Consider the following 15554-nt stretch of genomic DNA (forward strand, 5'->3'; position numbering starts at 1 on the left):
CTCCAGCTTGCCCTTGCCGTTCAGCGTGGCCAGGACCAGATCGGGGTTCTTGCCGTTCAGCGTGGCCAGGACCAGATCGGGGTTGTGCACCTCGACACCCGCCGGCGGCGCGATGTCGGCGGCGGTGACCAGACCCGGCCCCTGCTTGCGCAGGTACATCACGACCGGCTCGTCGTGCTCCGAGGAGACGACCAGCTGCTTGATGTTCAGGATCAGGTCGGTGACGTCGTCCTTGACGCCCGGCACGGTCGTGAACTCGTGCAGGACACCGTCGATCCGGATCGACGTGACAGCCGCCCCGGGAATCGAGGACAGCAGGGTACGGCGCAGGGAGTTGCCGAGGGTGTAGCCGAAGCCCGGCTCCAGCGGCTCGATCACGAACCGGGACCGGAACTCGTCGACGACCTCTTCGGTCAACGAGGGACGCTGAGCGATCAGCATGTGTGGATCAGATCCTTCTTTCGTGGACGCCCGCTATTTGACGCCCGACGGAGGCCGCACCCGTGAGAGTGCGGGTACTGCAAGGGTACGGGCGGTACGCCCCTTACGGAGCCGTACCGCCCGGGCGACCCTGCGAAGCGACGTCAGACGCGGCGGCGCTTCGGCGGACGGCAGCCGTTGTGCGGGGTCGGGGTGACGTCCTGGATGGAGCCGACCTCGAGGCCCGTGGCCTGCAGGGAACGGATCGCGGTCTCACGACCGGAACCCGGGCCCTTCACGAACACGTCGACCTTGCGCATGCCGTGCTCCTGAGCGCGGCGGGCAGCCGACTCGGCGGCCATCTGCGCGGCGAACGGCGTGGACTTCCGGGAGCCCTTGAAGCCGACGTGGCCGGCGGAGGCCCAGGAGATCACGTTGCCGGACGGGTCCGTGATGGAGACGATCGTGTTGTTGAACGTGCTCTTGATGTGCGCGTGGCCGTGAGCGACGTTCTTCTTTTCCTTGCGGCGCACCTTCTTGGCAGCGCCCTGACGACCCTTGGGGGGCATCTACAAACTCCTACGGGGAGGTGGTCGGTCCTACAGCGAAGACCGCTGATGAAGCGTTGTCCGCTGAGGACTACTTCTTGCCCGGCTTCTTCTTGCCGGCGATGGCGCGACGCGGGCCCTTGCGGGTGCGGGCGTTGGTGCTGGTGCGCTGACCGCGGACGGGCAGCCCACGGCGGTGACGCAGACCCTGGTAGCAGCCGATCTCGACCTTGCGGCGGATGTCGGCCTGGATCTCGCGACGGAGGTCACCCTCGGTCTTGATGTTGTTGTCGACGTACTCGCGGATGGCGACCAGCTGCTCTTCGGTCAGGTCGCGAACGCGGGTGTTGGGGTCGATGCCGGTCTCGGCCAGCGTCAGCTGGGAGAGTGTCCGGCCGATGCCGAACACGTAGGTGAGGGCGACCTCCACGCGCTTTTCGCGCGGGATGTCAACACCGGAAACGCGTGCCATTCAATGGCTCCTGGTGATCTTCGGAGGTCTTCCGCAGAACCGGCTCCCAGCCGCCGTACCAGGTACGAACTGGGTCCCCGGCCTCCGAGCCGGGGGTGTCAGACACCTTCGGTGCCTGGATTCTGCGTATGAACAAATTCAGCTTGCGTCGCGCGAATCTCTGCGGGTGCAGAGGGATCGGTCGTGCGTCAGCCCTGGCGCTGCTTGTGGCGCGGGTTCTCGCAGATGACCATGACCCGACCGTGACGGCGGATCACCCTGCACTTGTCGCAGATCTTCTTGACGCTCGGCTTGACCTTCATGGTGAGGTTCTCCGGGTCAGTGCCATCACCCCGCAAGGATCCGGGGTGCGGGCAAGATCTACTTGTAGCGGTAGACGATCCGGCCACGCGTCAGGTCGTACGGAGACAGCTCCACCACGACCCGGTCGTCAGGGAGGATGCGGATGTAGTGCATACGCATCTTGCCGCTGATGTGTGCCAGGACCTGGTGGCCGTTCTGGAGCTCGACCTTGAACATGGCGTTCGGAAGAGACTCGACGACAGTGCCCTCGATCTCGATGGCACCTTGCTTCTTGGCCACGCTTCGCCCTTCGAATCGACTACCTTGATCGACTCTCGCACTGTCCCTTACGGGCGCATGCGGACATGCGGGTGCACGAGAGCCGACGAGGCAGTCTACGTCAGCGCACCCGGAAAGACGAATCGAGAAATCCTGCCCAGGGGAGCAGATCATTAAGCGCCGGAATGTGAAGCGCCCCGTCAGGGGCGCGGGGAACTGCGCGACAAGCCATGACGCGCCCGCAGCCGCGAAACCGCAGATCGCGGCTGCCCAATAGGCGAACTCAGCCCAACGGATCCGGAGCGGCAACGATGCCGTGCTCCGCCAGCTTCGCCTTGCCGCCGTCGGGAGACGTGAGCACCAACGGCCCCTCTTCGGTCAGCGCAACACTGTGCTCCCAGTGCGACGACCACGTACCGTCCGTGGTGATCACGGTCCAGTCGTCCGACAGGACCTCCGTCCGCGGCGTCCCCAGCGACACCATCGGCTCGATGGCCAGGCAGAACCCGGGCACCAGCTTCGGCCCCTTGCCGCGCCGCCGGTCGACGTAGTTCAGCAGGTGCGGGTCCATGTGCATCTCGGTGCCGATGCCGTGGCCGCCGTAGTCCTCGATGATCCCGTACTTGCCGCCGCCCGGCTTCGGCTGCCGGCGGATGTACGTCTCGATGGCCCGGGACACGTCCACCAGGCGGTTGCCCTGCTTCATCGCCGCGATGCCGGCCCACATCGACTCCTCGGTCACCCGGGAGAGCTCGATCAGCTCCGGAGCGTGGCCGGATCCCACGAACGCCGTGTACGCGGCGTCGCCGTGCCAGCCGTCGACGATCGCGCCGCAGTCGATGGAGATGATGTCGCCGTCCTTGAGAACGACGTCCTCCGAAGGGATGCCGTGGACGACCACGTCGTTGACGGACGTGCAGATGGTGGCGGGGAAACCGCCGTACCCGAGGAAGTTCGACTTCGCGCCGTGCTCGGCGAGGACCTTGCGGGCCACCTCGTCCAGGTCCCGGGTGCTGGCGCCGGGGACCGCCGCCTCGCGGGTGGCCGCGTGGATGGCGGCGACGACCAGGCCCGCCGCCCGCATCTTGGCGATCTGCTCGGGGCTCTTGATCTGCACCATGGGTGGCCTGCGCTCTCCGTCACTCACGTCAACGTCAACCGAATACGTACACAACAGTACGGCCGCGGCACCCGAGGGGGCACCGCGGCCGGAACCGCCGTGGAACTACTTCTTCTCGTCGTCCTCGTCACGCTTGAGCGCGTGCAGCGCCCGCGTCGTGACCTCGTCCACCGGCCCCAGCGAGGAGATGGTGCGGACCAGCCCCTGCGCCTTGTAGTAGTCGATGATGGGCTCGGTCTGCGTGTGGTAGACCTCCAGCCGCGTGCGGACGGTGTCCTCGGAGTCGTCGTCGCGCTGGTAGAGCTCGCCGCCGCAGACGTCACACACGCCCTCGACCTTCGGCGGGGTGTACGTGACGTGGAAGACGTGGGACGAGTCGTTGCGGCAGATGCGGCGGCCCGCGATCCGCTTGACGACCTCGTCCTCCGAGACCTCCAGGTCCAGTACCGCGTCGAGCTTGATGCCCTCGTTCTTCAGCAGCTCGTCGAGCGCCTCGGCCTGCGACACGTTGCGCGGGAACCCGTCCAGCAGGAAACCGGGCTGGGCGTCCGGCTGCTCCATGCGGTCCTTGGCCATCGCGATGGTGACCTCGTCGGGGACGAGGTTGCCGGCGTCCATGTAGGACTTCGCGAGTTTCCCGAGCTCCGTCTGCTGGCTGATGTTGGCGCGGAACAGGTCGCCCGTGGAGATGTGCGGGATGTTCAGCTCCTTGGCAAGGCGAACGGCTTGCGTTCCCTTACCGGCGCCAGGCGGCCCGACGAGGACGATTCGCATCAGCGGAGGAACCCTTCGTAATTGCGCTGCTGGAGCTGGCTCTCGATCTGCTTCACCGTCTCGAGACCCACACCCACGATGATCAGGATGCTGGTGCCACCGAACGGGAAGTTCTGGCTTGCCCCAAAGCCAACCAACGCCATCGTCGGTACGAGAGCGATCAGGCCCAGATACAGCGAACCCGGCCAGGTGATCCGGTTGAGCACGTACGACAGGTACTCAGCGGTCGGTCGGCCAGCCCGGATGCCCGGGATGAAGCCACCATACTTCTTCATGTTGTCGGCTACTTCCTCGGGGTTGAAGGAGATAGCGACATAGAAGAACGCGAAGAAAACGATGAGCAAGAAGTACAGGGTGATGTAAATCGGGTGGTCACCCTTGGTCAGGTTCGTGGAGATCCACTGCTTCCAGCCCGAATTGCCACCGGCGAACTGCGCCACGAGAGCGGGAATGTACAGCAGCGACGAGGCGAAGATGACCGGGATCACACCGGCCTGGTTCACCTTGAGCGGGATGTACGTCGAGGTACCGCCGTAGGAGCGGCGGCCGATCATACGCTTCGCGTACTGGACCGGGATCCGGCGCTGGGCCTGCTCGACGAAGACCACCAGGGCGACCATGACCAGGCCGACCGCGATCACCGTGCCGAACTCGATCCAGCCGCCGGCCAGGGTGCCCTGCTTCTTGATGGCCCACAGCGCGGACGGGAAGGTGGCGGCGATCGAGATGAACATCAGGATCGACATGCCGTTGCCGATACCGCGGTCGGTGATCAGCTCGCCGAGCCACATGACGACGGCCGTACCGGCGGTCATGCAGATGACCATCGTGATGGTGGTGAAGATCGCCTGGTCCGGAACGATGCTGGAGGCGACCGTGCAGCCGTTGAAGAGGGCGCCGCTGCGGGCGGTGGCGACGAGGCCGGTGCCCTGCAGGATGGCGAGGGCCACCGTCAGGTAACGGGTGTACTGGGTGATCTTCGCCGTACCGGCCTGGCCCTCCTTCTTCAGGGCTTCCAGGCGCGGAATGACCACCGTCAGCAGCTGAAGGATGATGCTGGCCGTGATGTACGGCATGATGCCGAGCGCGAAGATCGTGATCTGGAGCAGCGCGCCGCCGCTGAACATGTTGACGAGACCGAACAGGCCCTGGTTGCCGGAGGCCTCGTTCACACACGTCTGGACGGCTTTGTAGTTGACGCCGGGGATCGGGATGTGGGTGCCGACCCGGTAGACCACGATGATGGCCAGCGTGAAGAGCAGCTTCTTGCGCAGGTCGGGCGTCCTGAACGCCCGGGCGAACGCGGTGAGCACGGTGCCTCCTGCGACCCCCGCGCAACTGCGTCAAGGGTGACGGTCTTGAGGTTCGACGAATGGGAAAAAGAACAGTGCTGGCCACCTTACCGGCCGCACTGCCCCCCTAGGAACGACCAACCGGGGATACCCCATTGTGAGGTATCCCCGGTCGGGTGTTGCTTACGTCATCGAGACGTCCGAAAAGCTCAGACGAGCTCGGTGACGGTGCCGCCGGCGGCGGTGATCTTCTCCTTGGCGGAGCCGGAGACGGCGTCGACCGTCACCTGCAGCGCCACGGAGACCTCACCCTGGCCGAGGACCTTGACGAGCGCGTTCTTGCGAACGGCACCCTTGGCCACCAGACCCTCGACGGTGACCTCGCCACCCTCGGGGTAGAGCGCGGCCAGCTTGTCGAGGTTCACGACCTGGTACTCGGTCTTGAACGGGTTCTTGAAGCCCTTCAGCTTCGGGAGACGCATGTGGAGGGGCATCTGGCCACCCTCGAAGCGCTCCGGAACCTGGTAACGGGCCTTCGTACCCTTGGTACCACGACCGGCCGTCTTACCCTTCGACGCCTCACCACGACCGACACGGGTCTTGGCGGTCTTGGCGCCCGGGGCGGGACGGAGGTTGTGGATCTTGAGCGGGTTCTGCTCCGCCATGATCAGTCGACCTCCTCGACCGTCACGAGGTGGCGGACGGTGTGCACCATGCCGCGGAACTCGGGGCGGTCCTCCTTGACGACCTGCGTGTTGATGCCCTTGAGACCAAGGGAACGCAGGGTGTCACGGTGGTTCTGCTTGCTGCCGATGTAGGACTTGACCTGCGTGATCTTGAGCTGCGCCATGATCACACACCCGCCCCGGCACGCGCACGGAGCAGAGCCGCGGGGGCGACGTCCTCGAGCGGCAGACCACGGCGGGCCGCGATCTCCTCGGGACGCTGCAGACCCTTCAGGGCCTCCACGGTCGCGTGCACGATGTTGATCGCGTTGTCGGAGCCGAGCGACTTCGACAGCACGTCGTGGATACCGGCGCACTCGAGCACGGCGCGCACCGGACCACCGGCGATAACACCGGTACCGGGGGACGCGGGCTTGAGCAGCACGACGCCGGCAGCCTTCTCACCCTGGATCGGGTGCGGGATGGTGCCCTGGATACGGGGGACCTTGAAGAAGTGCTTCTTGGCCTCCTCAACGCCCTTGGCGATGGCGGCCGGCACCTCCTTGGCCTTGCCGTAACCGACACCCACGGTGCCGTCACCGTCGCCCACCACGACCAGCGCGGTGAAGCTGAAGCGACGACCACCCTTCACAACCTTGGCGACGCGGTTGATCGCGACAACGCGCTCAACGTACGCGGTCTTCTCGGCGGCAGCAGCGCCGCCGTCACGGCCCTTCCGGTCCCGCCGCTCGCCGCCACCGGCACCGCCACCGCGGCGCTGGGGTCCAGCCATTGGATTACCTCTCTCTTTCCGCTAGCTACAAGCGGCTCAGAACTTGAGCCCGGCCTCGCGGGCGGCGTCCGCCAGAGCCGCGATGCGGCCGGCGTACTGGTTACCACCACGGTCGAACACCACGGCCTCGACACCGGCGGCCTTGGCACGCTCGGCGACCAGGGCGCCGACCTGCTTGGCCTGCGCGGACTTGTCGCCCTCGCCACCGCGGACCGACGCGTCCAGGGTGGACGCGGAAGCCAGGGTGTGGCCCTTCAGGTCGTCGATCACCTGCGCCACGATGTGGCGGTTGGAGCGGGTCACGACCAGACGGGGACGCTCCGCCGTACCGGAAAGGTTCTTGCGGATCCGGATGTGACGGCGCTTGATCGCGGCGCGCTTGTAGGCGTCGCCCTTGAGGATCTTCTGCCCGTATGCCATGGCTTACTTACCCGCCTTTCCGACCTTGCGGCGGATGACTTCGCCCTCGTACTTGACGCCCTTGGCCTTGTACGGGTCGGGCTTGCGCAGCTTGCGGATGTTGGCCGCGACCTCGCCGACCTTCTGCTTGTCGATGCCCTCGACCGAGAAACGGGTCGGAGCCTCGACCTTGAAGGTGATGCCCTCGGGGGCCTCGACCAGGATCGGGTGGCTGTAACCGAGCGCGAACTCGAGGTTCGAACCCTTGGCGGTCACGCGGTAACCGACACCGCTGATCTCGAGCTTCTTCACGTAACCCTGGGTCACGCCGGTGATCATGTTCGCCACCAGCGTGCGGGACAGGCCGTGCAGGGCCTTGCTCTGACGCTCGTCGTTGGGGCGGGTCACCGCGAGAGTGCCGTCCTCGCCCTTGGCGATGTCGATCGGTGCCACGACGGTGTGGGTCAGCTCGCCCTTGGGGCCCTTGACCTTCACCGTGCGGCCGTCGATGGTGACGTCCACGCCGGCGGGAACCGCGATGGGGAGCTTGCCGATACGCGACATAGCTGTTTCCTCCGTTCCCTTCTGCTACCAGACGTAGGCGAGGACTTCCCCACCCACGCCCTTCTTGCCGGCCTGCTTGTCGGTGAGGAGACCGTGCGACGTGGAGATGATCGCCACGCCCAGGCCGCCGAGCACCTTCGGCAGGTTGGTGGACTTCGCGTACACCCGGAGACCGGGCTTGGAGATGCGCTTGATGCCCGCGATGGAGCGCTCACGGTTGGGACCGAACTTCAGGTCCAGGACGAGGTTCTTGCCGACCTCGGCGTCCTCGACCTTCCAGCCCGTGATGAAGCCCTCCTGCTGGAGGATCTCCGCGATGTGAGACTTGATCTTGGACGCCGGCATCGTCACGGAGTCGTGGTATGCCGAGTTCGCGTTCCGCAGACGCGTAAGCATGTCTGCGATCGGATCAGTCATGGTCATGAATTGGCCTTCGGCCTCTCTCGCCGGGGTTTCCAGGTGCCCATCCCTCTCCTCGATCCGAGACGAGGCGGGTGCGGTGCGGTGGACCTACGGCGTAGTAAGTCGTAAAGGCGACCGTCAGGCGCCCAACCCTCCAAGCCTAAGCCATGAAGGGGCGGGCGCCTGACACGCCCATTGCTTACCGAGAGCTTCGGGAATCCCTGGAAAGCAGGGACTACCAGGAGCTCTTGGTCACGCCCGGCAGCTCGCCACGGTGAGCCATCTCACGAAGGCACACGCGGCAGAGGCCGAACTTGCGGTACACGGAGTGCGGACGGCCGCAGCGCTGGCAGCGCGTGTAGCCACGCACACCGAACTTGGGCTTGCGAGCAGCCTTGGCAATCAGAGCCTTCTTCGCCATCTCGCTCACGCCTCCTTGAACGGGAAGCCGAGGTGACGAAGGAGCGCGCGGCCCTCAGCGTCGTTGGTCGCCGTGGTCACCACGGTGATGTCCATACCCCGGGTACGGTCGATCTTGTCCTGGTCGATCTCGTGGAACATGACCTGCTCCGTGAGACCGAAGGTGTAGTTGCCACGGCCGTCGAACTGCTTGGGGGACAGACCACGGAAGTCGCGGATGCGCGGGAGCGCGAGCGACAGGGTGCGGTCCAGGAACTCCCACATGCGGTCGCCACGGAGCGTGACGTGGGCACCGATCGGCTGGCCCTCACGCAGCTTGAACTGCGCGATGGACTTGCGGGCCTTGGTGACGGCCGGCTTCTGCCCGGTGATGGTGGTCAGGTCGCGGATCGCGCCCTCGATCAGCTTCGAGTCACGGGCGGCGTCGCCGACACCCATGTTGACCACGATCTTGACGAGGCCGGGGATCTGCATGACGTTCTCGTACTTGAACTCGTCACGCAGCTTGCCCGCGATCTCCTCGCGGTACTTCGTCTTCAGACGCGGAGTGGTGGTGGTAGCCATCAGATGTCCTCACCCGTCCGCTTGGCAACGCGGATCTTGTTGCCTTCGTCGTCGAAGCGGTAACCGACACGCGTGACGACCTTGTTGCCGTCCTTCTCAACGACCAGCTGGACGTTGGAGACGTGGATCGGCGCCTCGGTCGTGACGATGCCGCCGGCCTGCGAACCGCGAGCGGTGGGGCCGGCCTTGGTGTGCTTCTTGACCCGGTTGACACCCTCGACCAGGACGCGGTCCTCGCGGGGGAAGGCCGCGATGACCTTGCCCTGCTTGCCCTTGTCCTTACCGGTGATGACCTGGACCAGGTCGCCCTTCTTGATCTTCATGCTTACAGCACCTCCGGCGCGAGCGAGATGATCTTCATGAACTTCTTCTCGCGCAGCTCACGGCCGACCGGGCCGAAGATACGGGTGCCGCGAGGGTCGCCGTCGTTCTTCAGAATGACGGCGGCGTTCTCGTCGAAGCGGATGTACGAGCCGTCCGGACGGCGGCGCTCCTTGACGGTGCGAACGATGACCGCCTTGACGACGTCACCCTTCTTCACGTTGCCACCGGGGATCGCGTCCTTGACGGTGGCGACGATGACGTCACCGATGCCCGCGTAGCGGCGACCGGAGCCACCGAGCACACGGATGCAAAGGATCTCCTTCGCACCAGTGTTGTCGGCGACGCGCAGTCGCGACTCCTGCTGGATCACGTCTATCTCCTGTTTGTCTGCCGGTTCCCGGGGCGGGCGAGTGAGTGCTCACCCGCCCCGAGCCTGGCGGAACTGTCCTGCGAGGAATGCCCCGCAGGAGACTTACTTGGCCTTCTCGAGGATCTCGACGACGCGCCAGCGCTTCGTCGCGGACAGCGGCCGGGTCTCCATGAGGAGGACACGGTCGCCGACGCCCGCGGCGTTCTGCTCGTCGTGCGCCTTGAGCTTGTTCGTACGGCGGATGACCTTGCCGTACAGCGCGTGCTTGACGCGGTCCTCGACGGCGACGACGACGGTCTTGTCCATCTTGTCGCTGACGACGAGACCCTCACGGGTCTTGCGGAAGCTGCCGCGCGTCTCGGTGTTCTCAGTCACGTTGCTCTCGCTCATCAGGCGTTCTCCACCGTTTCGATGCCCAGCTCACGCTCGCGCATCAGGGTGTAGATCCGCGCGATGTCCTTGCGGACCGCCTTCAGACGGCCGTGGTTCTCGAGCTGACCCGTCGCCGCCTGGAAGCGGAGGTTGAACAGCTCTTCCTTGGCCTCGCGGAGCTTGCCCAGAAGCTCCTCGTTGCCCAGCTCGCGCAGCTCGGACGCCTTGGTACCGGCCGACATCACGCTTCACCTGCCTCGCGCTTGACGATCCGGCACTTCATCGGCAGCTTGTGAGCCGCACGAGTGAGGGCCTCACGCGCAATCTTCTCGTTGGGGTACGACAGCTCGAACATCACGCGTCCGGGCTTGACGTTGGCGATCCACCACTCCGGCGAACCCTTACCGGAACCCATGCGGGTCTCGGCGGGCTTCTTGGTGAGGGGACGGTCCGGGTAGATGTTGATCCAGACCTTGCCACCACGCTTGATGTGACGCGTCATGGCGATACGAGCGGCCTCGATCTGACGGTTGGTCACGTACGCCGGGGTGAGCGCCTGGATGCCGTACTCGCCGAACGCAACCTGGGTACCGCCCTTGGCAGCGCCGTCGCGCTTCGGGTGGTGCTGCTTGCGGTGCTTGACCCTACGGGGGATCAGCATGTCGGTCAGGCCTCCGTTCCGGTGCTCTCAGCCGGAGCGGCGGCGGGGGCCTCGGCCTTGGGGGCCTCGGCGCCGGCAGCCTGCTGCGGCTTACGACCGCGCCGCTCGCCACCGCGGCCACCACGGGCCGGGCGGTCGGCAGCGCCGCCACCACGGGCCGGGCGGTTGCCGGCACGGGCTGCGGCGTTCTCGGCGCGGACCTCGGCGATGTTCTTGACGTCGCCCTTGTAGATCCAGACCTTCACACCGATGCGGCCGAAGGTCGTCTTGGCCTCGAAGAAGCCGTAGTCCACGTTCGCGCGGAGCGTGTGCAGGGGCACGCGGCCCTCGCGGTAGAACTCCGAGCGGGACATCTCGGCGCCGCCGAGGCGGCCACCGCACTGGATCTTGATGCCCTTGGCGCCGGCCTTCATGGCGGACTGCATGCTCTTGCGCATGGCCCGACGGAAGGAGACGCGGGAGGAGAGCTGCTCGGCGACGGCCTGGGCCACGAGCTGAGCGTCCGTCTCGGGGTTCTTGACCTCGAGGATGTTCAGCTGGACCTGCTTGCCCGTGAGCTTCTCGAGGTCGCCGCGGATGCGGTCGGCCTCGGCGCCACGGCGGCCGATGACGATGCCCGGACGAGCGGTGTGGATGTCCACACGCACGCGGTCACGGGTGCGCTCGATCTCCACCTTCGAGATGCCGGCGCGCTCCATGCCGGACGTCATCATCCGACGGATGGCGACGTCTTCCTTGACGTAGTCCTTGTACAGCTTGTCGGCGTACCACCGGGACTTGAAGTCCGTGGTGACACCGAGCCGGAACCCATGCGGGTTAACCTTCTGGCCCATTACCGGGTTCCTTCCTTGCTGCTGACGACCACGGTGATGTGGCTGGTCCGCTTGCGGATCCGGTAGGCACGGCCCTGGGCGCGCGGCCGGAACCGCTTCAGGGTCGGGCCCTCGTCGACGTACGCCTCGGAGATGAAGAGGCTGTCGGCGTCGGTGTGGTCGTAGTTGTGCGCGGCGTTGGCGATGGCGCTGTCGAGCACCTTGCCGACCGGCACGGAGGCTGCCTGCGGAGCGAATCGCAGAACAGCCTGAGCCTCCGTGGCATCCATGCCACGGATAAGGTCCACCACGCGGCGGGCCTTCATGGGCGTAACGCGGATGTACCGCGCCTGGGCCCTGGCTTCCATGGTTGTCCCTCTCAGTTACTTACGTGTCTGAATGCGATCCGCTACTAGCGGCGCTTCGACTTCCGGTCGTCCTTGACGTGGCCCCGGAAGGTGCGGGTCGGCGAGAACTCGCCGAGCTTGTGGCCGACCATCGACTCGGTGACGAACACCGGGATGTGGGTCTTGCCGTTGTGCACCGCCAGGGTGTGACCCAGCATGGCCGGGACGATCATCGAGCGGCGGGACCAGGTCTTGATGACGTTCTTGGTGCCGGCTTCGTTCTGGGCGTCCACCTTCTTGATCAGGTGGTCGTCGACGAAGGGCCCCTTCTTCAAGCTACGCGGCATCTCAACCCGTCCTTAGCGCTTCTTGTTCGTCTTGCGGCGGCGGACGATGTACTTGTTCGACGCCTTCTTGGGCGAACGAGTACGGCCTTCCTTCTTGCCCCACGGGGACACAGGGTGGCGACCACCGGAGGTCCGGCCCTCACCACCACCGTGCGGGTGGTCGACCGGGTTCATCACGACACCACGGACGGTCGGGCGGACGCCCAGCCACCGCTTACGGCCGGCCTTGCCCCAGTTGATGTTCGACTGCTCGGCGTTGCCGACCTCACCGACGGTGGCGCGGCAGCGCGCGTCCACCATGCGGATCTCGCCGGACGGCATACGGAGGGTCGCCATGGCGCCCTCACGGGCGAGCAGCTGCACCGAGGCACCCGCGGAGCGGGCGAACTTGGCGCCACCACCGGGACGGAGCTCGATCGCGTGGATCGTGGTACCGACCGGGATGTTGCGGAGGGCCAGGTTGTTGCCCGGCTTGATGTCGGCCCCGGGACCGTTCTCCACGGTGTCGCCCTGCTGCAGGTTGCGCGGGGCGAGGATGTAGCGCTTCTCGCCGTCGGCGTAGTGCAGCAGCGCGATGCGCGCGGTGCGGTTGGGGTCGTACTCGATGTGCGCGACCTTCGCCGGCACGCCGTCCTTGTCGTGACGACGGAAGTCGATCACTCGGTAGGCGCGCTTGTGTCCGCCACCCTGGTGGCGAACGGTCACACGACCGGCGTTGTTACGGCCGCCCTTGCTGTGCAGGGGGCGGACCAGCGACTTCTCCGGCGTGGACCGCGTGACCTCGACGAAGTCGGCGACGCTGGCGCCACGACGGCCCGGCGTAGTCGGCTTGTACTTGCGGATTCCCATTTCTCAGTCCTCGTCCGATATCGGACGATCCGACCCGCTTACGCGGTCGGACCGCCGAAGATGTCGATACGGTCGCCCTCGGCGAGGGTCACGATCGCGCGCTTCGAGCCCGCGCGCTGACCGAACCCGGTCTTGGTGCGCTTGCGCTTGCCCTGGCGGTTGAGGGTGTTGACCCCGGTGACCTTGACCGAGAAGACCGCCTGGACGGCCTGCTTGATCTGGGTCTTGTTGGCGTTCGGGTCGACGATGAACGTGTACTTGTTCTCGTCGAGGAGCGCGTAGCTCTTCTCCGAGACGACCGGCTTGAGCAGCACGTCACGGGGGTCCGTGTACGACTTGCTCAGCGGGGTCTCGACGGTGTTCTTGCCCTCGGTGGCGTGGCGCTTCGCCTTGGCGACGCGCGCGGCCTTGGCGGCCTTGGCGGCCTTCGAGGCGATAGAGGGGTGACGGATGGCCATCAGACCTCAGTCCCTTCGGTGTCGTTGGCCTTCGGGCCGGCGACGAAGGACTCGAGAGCGGCCTGGGTGAAGACCACGTCGTCCGAGACGATCACGTCGTACGTGTTCAGCTGGCCCGGCTCCAGGATGTGGACCTGGGGCAGGTTGCGGGCGGAGAGCCACGCGGCCTCGTCGGCGCGCTCGACGACCAGGAGCAGGTTCTTGCGCTCCGAGATCTTGCCGAACAGCGTCCGAGCGGCCTTGGTGCTGGGGTTCTCGCCCTCGATCACGCCGGTGACGACGTGGATGCGGTTGTGGCGGGCCCGGTCGGTGAGGGCGTGACGCAGCGCGGCAGCCTTCATCTTCTTCGGGGTCCGCTGCGAGTAGTCACGCGGCACGGGACCGTGCACGACGCCACCGCCGGCGAACTGCGGCGCGCGGGTCGAGCCCTGACGGGCGCGGCCGGTGCCCTTCTGGCGGTACGGCTTCTTGCCACCACCGCGGACTTCGCCACGGGTCTTGGTCTTGTGCGTGCCCTGACGGGCAGCCGCGTTCTGCGCGACGACGACCTGGTGGATCAGCGGGATGCTGACCTTCTCCACGCCGAAGATCTCCGCGGGGAGCTCGACGCTACCGGTCTTCTCGCCGGCAGGCGAAAGGATGTCAACAGTGCTCATCGGTTACCTCAGGCCCCCTTGGCCGCGGTGCGGACCAGGACGAGGCCGCCGTTCGGACCGGGAACCGCGCCCTTGATGAGCAGCAGACCCTTCTCCGCGTCAACGGCGTGGACGGTCAGGTTCTGGGTGGTGACACGCTCGTTGCCCATGCGACCCGCCATGCGGAGGCCCTTGAACACGCGGCCCGGGGTGGCGCAGCCACCGATGGAACCGGGCGAGCGGTGCTTGCGCTGGGTGCCGTGGCCGGCGCCGAGGCCCTTGAAGTTGTGACGCTTCATGACACCGGCGAAGCCCTTGCCCTTGCTCTTGCCGGTGACGTCGACCTTCACGCCGGCCTCGAAGACCTCGGCGGTGACTTCCTGACCGAGCGTGTACTCGGCGGCGTCGGCCGTCCGGATCTCGACGAGGTGGCGACGGGGGGTGACGTCGGCCTTCGCGAAGTGGCCCTTGAGGGGCTTGTTCACCTTGCGCGGGTCGATCTCGCCGAAGGCGATCTGGACCGACTCGTAGCCGTCGACGTCGTTGGTACGGACCTGGGTGACGACGTTGGGGCCGGCCTTGACGACGGTGACCGGAACAACACGGTTGTTCTCGTCCCACACCTGCGTCATGCCGAGCTTCTCGCCCAGGATGCCCTTGATCTGCTTAGCCATTCTCAGATCACCGGCCCTCAGAGCTTGATCTCGATGTCGACACCGGCCGGGAGGTCGAGTCGCATCAGAGAGTCAACGGTCTTGGGCGTCGGGTCGAGGATGTCGATCAGGCGCTTGTGCGTGCGCATCTCGAAGTGCTCGCGCGAGTCCTTGTACTTGTGCGGCGACTTGATGACGCAGTACACGTTCTTCTCAGTGGGCAGCGGCACCGGGCCCGCGACCGACGCACCAGTGCGGGTCACCGTCTCGACGATCTTCTTCGCCGAGGAGTCGATGACCTCGTGGTCGTAGGCCTTGAGCCGGATGCGGATCTTCTGTCCCGCCATGGCTACTCAGTAGTCCTGTCTCTGTTAAACGCTCTGGAACCCGGCGGTTCCGTGCTGCCTTCTCCTCCGACCCACGCGGTCGGGCGTGTCGCGCTCCCGCTGACACAGATGTCCCTTGTTCGAACATCCCTGCGGGGAATGCACACGGCCCTTCCGGAACCGCAAGCCGGGGGTGAAGACCCACCGGGTGCCTGGCCGGTGCCGCACCACACTTCCCGAAAGATTCCCGTACGTCCGCCCCAGTGCTGCCGTGGTGGCAGTTAGGACGACGAGTACTGTGGGACTCGCTTCCGGTCCTCCCGGCGGGAGGCGCGCAGCATCAACACTCGACCGAGCAACCCCGCTAGTCTGCCATACGGGGCGGGGGGCTGGCCAATCGGGCCGG

The 15554-nt window shown here is 66.1% G+C and carries 28 protein-coding genes and 1 pseudogene; all 29 read right to left on the reverse strand.

What is annotated here, in order from left to right:
- A pseudogene (locus MB828_RS02760) lies at positions 1 to 441 on the reverse strand (DNA-directed RNA polymerase subunit alpha); the annotation flags it as partial.
- A 143-nt stretch (positions 442 to 584) separates the two neighbouring features.
- Positions 585 to 989: a 30S ribosomal protein S11 gene (rpsK, locus tag MB828_RS02765; protein WP_003956432.1), complete on the reverse strand. Its 405-nt coding sequence runs from the start codon at positions 987 to 989 to the stop codon at positions 585 to 587.
- Between the two features lie 70 nt (positions 990 to 1059).
- Complete coding sequence (gene rpsM / locus MB828_RS02770; protein WP_020941684.1) at positions 1060 to 1440, reverse strand: 30S ribosomal protein S13; 381 nt, start codon at positions 1438 to 1440, stop codon at positions 1060 to 1062.
- A 188-nt stretch (positions 1441 to 1628) separates the two neighbouring features.
- Positions 1629 to 1742: a 50S ribosomal protein L36 gene (gene rpmJ, locus MB828_RS02775; protein WP_003998809.1), complete on the reverse strand. Its 114-nt coding sequence runs from the start codon at positions 1740 to 1742 to the stop codon at positions 1629 to 1631.
- A gap of 58 nt (positions 1743 to 1800) precedes the next feature.
- Positions 1801 to 2022 (reverse strand): translation initiation factor IF-1, encoded by a 222-nt coding sequence (infA, locus tag MB828_RS02780; protein WP_003948620.1) that lies wholly within the window; start codon positions 2020 to 2022, stop codon positions 1801 to 1803.
- 262 nt (positions 2023 to 2284) lie between these two features.
- Positions 2285 to 3121 (reverse strand): type I methionyl aminopeptidase, encoded by an 837-nt coding sequence (gene map / locus MB828_RS02785; protein ID WP_301646790.1) that lies wholly within the window; start codon positions 3119 to 3121, stop codon positions 2285 to 2287.
- Between the two features lie 105 nt (positions 3122 to 3226).
- Complete coding sequence (locus MB828_RS02790) at positions 3227 to 3895, reverse strand: adenylate kinase (protein WP_301646791.1); 669 nt, start codon at positions 3893 to 3895, stop codon at positions 3227 to 3229.
- Positions 3895 to 5208: a preprotein translocase subunit SecY gene (gene secY / locus MB828_RS02795; RefSeq protein ID WP_132890194.1), complete on the reverse strand. Its 1314-nt coding sequence runs from the start codon at positions 5206 to 5208 to the stop codon at positions 3895 to 3897. Before secY ends, MB828_RS02790 begins: the two co-directional genes overlap by 1 nt.
- Positions 5209 to 5396: 188 nt before the next feature.
- Positions 5397 to 5852, reverse strand: coding sequence for a 50S ribosomal protein L15 (gene rplO / locus MB828_RS02800; protein WP_030233862.1), 456 nt, complete (start codon positions 5850 to 5852; stop codon positions 5397 to 5399).
- A gap of 2 nt (positions 5853 to 5854) precedes the next feature.
- Positions 5855 to 6037, reverse strand: coding sequence for a 50S ribosomal protein L30 (gene rpmD, locus MB828_RS02805; RefSeq protein WP_003974250.1), 183 nt, complete (start codon positions 6035 to 6037; stop codon positions 5855 to 5857).
- 2 nt (positions 6038 to 6039) lie between these two features.
- On the reverse strand, positions 6040 to 6645 hold the full coding sequence (gene rpsE / locus MB828_RS02810) for a 30S ribosomal protein S5 (protein WP_004984517.1): 606 nt from the start codon (positions 6643 to 6645) through the stop codon (positions 6040 to 6042).
- 36 nt (positions 6646 to 6681) lie between these two features.
- The gene (gene rplR, locus MB828_RS02815; RefSeq protein WP_053661883.1) at positions 6682 to 7065 is read right to left on the reverse strand and encodes a 50S ribosomal protein L18; all 384 of its coding nucleotides are present in this window, start codon (positions 7063 to 7065) and stop codon (positions 6682 to 6684) included.
- Between the two features lie 3 nt (positions 7066 to 7068).
- The gene (gene rplF / locus MB828_RS02820; RefSeq protein WP_046732374.1) at positions 7069 to 7608 is read right to left on the reverse strand and encodes a 50S ribosomal protein L6; all 540 of its coding nucleotides are present in this window, start codon (positions 7606 to 7608) and stop codon (positions 7069 to 7071) included.
- Between the two features lie 24 nt (positions 7609 to 7632).
- A complete protein-coding gene (gene rpsH / locus MB828_RS02825; RefSeq protein WP_030420829.1) occupies positions 7633 to 8031 on the reverse strand; it encodes a 30S ribosomal protein S8 in 399 nt (132 codons plus the stop codon).
- A gap of 214 nt (positions 8032 to 8245) precedes the next feature.
- Positions 8246 to 8431, reverse strand: coding sequence for a type Z 30S ribosomal protein S14 (locus tag MB828_RS02830; RefSeq protein WP_003948630.1), 186 nt, complete (start codon positions 8429 to 8431; stop codon positions 8246 to 8248).
- A 5-nt stretch (positions 8432 to 8436) separates the two neighbouring features.
- Positions 8437 to 8994, reverse strand: a complete 558-nt coding sequence (gene rplE / locus MB828_RS02835; protein ID WP_020135807.1) for a 50S ribosomal protein L5 — start codon at positions 8992 to 8994, stop codon at positions 8437 to 8439.
- Complete coding sequence (gene rplX / locus MB828_RS02840; protein WP_003992365.1) at positions 8994 to 9317, reverse strand: 50S ribosomal protein L24; 324 nt, start codon at positions 9315 to 9317, stop codon at positions 8994 to 8996. Before rplX ends, rplE begins: the two co-directional genes overlap by 1 nt.
- A 2-nt stretch (positions 9318 to 9319) precedes the next feature.
- Positions 9320 to 9688, reverse strand: a complete 369-nt coding sequence (gene rplN / locus MB828_RS02845; protein WP_003998823.1) for a 50S ribosomal protein L14 — start codon at positions 9686 to 9688, stop codon at positions 9320 to 9322.
- Between the two features lie 102 nt (positions 9689 to 9790).
- Positions 9791 to 10078 (reverse strand): 30S ribosomal protein S17, encoded by a 288-nt coding sequence (rpsQ, locus tag MB828_RS02850; protein ID WP_046732373.1) that lies wholly within the window; start codon positions 10076 to 10078, stop codon positions 9791 to 9793.
- Entirely contained in the window at positions 10078 to 10302 is a 225-nt protein-coding gene (gene rpmC, locus MB828_RS02855) for a 50S ribosomal protein L29 (protein WP_018564811.1), read from the reverse strand. Before rpmC ends, rpsQ begins: the two co-directional genes overlap by 1 nt.
- A complete protein-coding gene (gene rplP, locus MB828_RS02860; protein WP_046732372.1) occupies positions 10302 to 10721 on the reverse strand; it encodes a 50S ribosomal protein L16 in 420 nt (139 codons plus the stop codon). Before rplP ends, rpmC begins: the two co-directional genes overlap by 1 nt.
- Before the next feature lie 5 nt (positions 10722 to 10726).
- Positions 10727 to 11554, reverse strand: coding sequence for a 30S ribosomal protein S3 (rpsC, locus tag MB828_RS02865; protein WP_046732371.1), 828 nt, complete (start codon positions 11552 to 11554; stop codon positions 10727 to 10729).
- A complete protein-coding gene (gene rplV / locus MB828_RS02870; protein ID WP_003974262.1) occupies positions 11554 to 11901 on the reverse strand; it encodes a 50S ribosomal protein L22 in 348 nt (115 codons plus the stop codon). Before rplV ends, rpsC begins: the two co-directional genes overlap by 1 nt.
- A gap of 44 nt (positions 11902 to 11945) precedes the next feature.
- Positions 11946 to 12227, reverse strand: coding sequence for a 30S ribosomal protein S19 (gene rpsS, locus MB828_RS02875; protein WP_003992359.1), 282 nt, complete (start codon positions 12225 to 12227; stop codon positions 11946 to 11948).
- A 12-nt stretch (positions 12228 to 12239) separates the two neighbouring features.
- On the reverse strand, positions 12240 to 13076 hold the full coding sequence (rplB, locus tag MB828_RS02880) for a 50S ribosomal protein L2 (protein WP_041665436.1): 837 nt from the start codon (positions 13074 to 13076) through the stop codon (positions 12240 to 12242).
- Between the two features lie 38 nt (positions 13077 to 13114).
- Positions 13115 to 13534: a 50S ribosomal protein L23 gene (gene rplW / locus MB828_RS02885; RefSeq protein WP_133027397.1), complete on the reverse strand. Its 420-nt coding sequence runs from the start codon at positions 13532 to 13534 to the stop codon at positions 13115 to 13117.
- Positions 13534 to 14190 (reverse strand): 50S ribosomal protein L4, encoded by a 657-nt coding sequence (rplD, locus tag MB828_RS02890; protein ID WP_046732369.1) that lies wholly within the window; start codon positions 14188 to 14190, stop codon positions 13534 to 13536. The genes rplW and rplD overlap by 1 nt, the downstream gene beginning before the upstream one ends.
- Before the next feature lie 8 nt (positions 14191 to 14198).
- Positions 14199 to 14843 (reverse strand): 50S ribosomal protein L3, encoded by a 645-nt coding sequence (gene rplC / locus MB828_RS02895; RefSeq protein WP_046732368.1) that lies wholly within the window; start codon positions 14841 to 14843, stop codon positions 14199 to 14201.
- 17 nt (positions 14844 to 14860) lie between these two features.
- Entirely contained in the window at positions 14861 to 15169 is a 309-nt protein-coding gene (gene rpsJ, locus MB828_RS02900) for a 30S ribosomal protein S10 (protein ID WP_003948644.1), read from the reverse strand.
- Between the last annotated feature and the right edge of the window lie 385 nt (positions 15170 to 15554).

Source organism: Streptomyces arenae (genome assembly GCF_022343545.1).
Taxonomy (GTDB): domain Bacteria; phylum Actinomycetota; class Actinomycetes; order Streptomycetales; family Streptomycetaceae; genus Streptomyces; species Streptomyces humi.

Excerpts from the sequence above, each read along its gene's own strand:
- rpsK (WP_003956432.1), bottom strand. The coding sequence starts at position 989 with ATGCCCCCCAAGGGTCGTCAGGGCGCTGCCAAGAAGGTGCGCCGCAAG.
- rpsM (WP_020941684.1), bottom strand. The coding sequence starts at position 1,440 with ATGGCACGCGTTTCCGGTGTTGACATCCCGCGCGAAAAGCGCGTGGAG.
- rpmJ (WP_003998809.1), bottom strand. The coding sequence starts at position 1,742 with ATGAAGGTCAAGCCGAGCGTCAAGAAGATCTGCGACAAGTGCAGGGTG.
- map (WP_301646790.1), bottom strand. The coding sequence starts at position 3,121 with ATGGTGCAGATCAAGAGCCCCGAGCAGATCGCCAAGATGCGGGCGGCG.
- MB828_RS02790 (WP_301646791.1), bottom strand. The coding sequence starts at position 3,895 with ATGCGAATCGTCCTCGTCGGGCCGCCTGGCGCCGGTAAGGGAACGCAA.
- rplO (WP_030233862.1), bottom strand. The coding sequence starts at position 5,852 with ATGGCGGAGCAGAACCCGCTCAAGATCCACAACCTCCGTCCCGCCCCG.
- rpmD (WP_003974250.1), bottom strand. The coding sequence starts at position 6,037 with ATGGCGCAGCTCAAGATCACGCAGGTCAAGTCCTACATCGGCAGCAAG.
- rpsE (WP_004984517.1), bottom strand. The coding sequence starts at position 6,645 with ATGGCTGGACCCCAGCGCCGCGGTGGCGGTGCCGGTGGCGGCGAGCGG.
- rplR (WP_053661883.1), bottom strand. The coding sequence starts at position 7,065 with ATGGCATACGGGCAGAAGATCCTCAAGGGCGACGCCTACAAGCGCGCC.
- rplF (WP_046732374.1), bottom strand. The coding sequence starts at position 7,608 with ATGTCGCGTATCGGCAAGCTCCCCATCGCGGTTCCCGCCGGCGTGGAC.
- rpsH (WP_030420829.1), bottom strand. The coding sequence starts at position 8,031 with ATGACCATGACTGATCCGATCGCAGACATGCTTACGCGTCTGCGGAAC.
- MB828_RS02830 (WP_003948630.1), bottom strand. The coding sequence starts at position 8,431 with ATGGCGAAGAAGGCTCTGATTGCCAAGGCTGCTCGCAAGCCCAAGTTC.
- rplE (WP_020135807.1), bottom strand. The coding sequence starts at position 8,994 with ATGGCTACCACCACCACTCCGCGTCTGAAGACGAAGTACCGCGAGGAG.
- rplX (WP_003992365.1), bottom strand. The coding sequence starts at position 9,317 with ATGAAGATCAAGAAGGGCGACCTGGTCCAGGTCATCACCGGTAAGGAC.
- rpsQ (WP_046732373.1), bottom strand. The coding sequence starts at position 10,078 with ATGAGCGAGAGCAACGTGACTGAGAACACCGAGACGCGCGGCAGCTTC.
- rpmC (WP_018564811.1), bottom strand. The coding sequence starts at position 10,302 with ATGTCGGCCGGTACCAAGGCGTCCGAGCTGCGCGAGCTGGGCAACGAG.
- rplP (WP_046732372.1), bottom strand. The coding sequence starts at position 10,721 with ATGCTGATCCCCCGTAGGGTCAAGCACCGCAAGCAGCACCACCCGAAG.
- rpsC (WP_046732371.1), bottom strand. The coding sequence starts at position 11,554 with ATGGGCCAGAAGGTTAACCCGCATGGGTTCCGGCTCGGTGTCACCACG.
- rplV (WP_003974262.1), bottom strand. The coding sequence starts at position 11,901 with ATGGAAGCCAGGGCCCAGGCGCGGTACATCCGCGTTACGCCCATGAAG.
- rpsS (WP_003992359.1), bottom strand. The coding sequence starts at position 12,227 with ATGCCGCGTAGCTTGAAGAAGGGGCCCTTCGTCGACGACCACCTGATC.
- rplB (WP_041665436.1), bottom strand. The coding sequence starts at position 13,076 with ATGGGAATCCGCAAGTACAAGCCGACTACGCCGGGCCGTCGTGGCGCC.
- rplW (WP_133027397.1), bottom strand. The coding sequence starts at position 13,534 with ATGGCCATCCGTCACCCCTCTATCGCCTCGAAGGCCGCCAAGGCCGCC.
- rplD (WP_046732369.1), bottom strand. The coding sequence starts at position 14,190 with ATGAGCACTGTTGACATCCTTTCGCCTGCCGGCGAGAAGACCGGTAGC.
- rplC (WP_046732368.1), bottom strand. The coding sequence starts at position 14,843 with ATGGCTAAGCAGATCAAGGGCATCCTGGGCGAGAAGCTCGGCATGACG.
- rpsJ (WP_003948644.1), bottom strand. The coding sequence starts at position 15,169 with ATGGCGGGACAGAAGATCCGCATCCGGCTCAAGGCCTACGACCACGAG.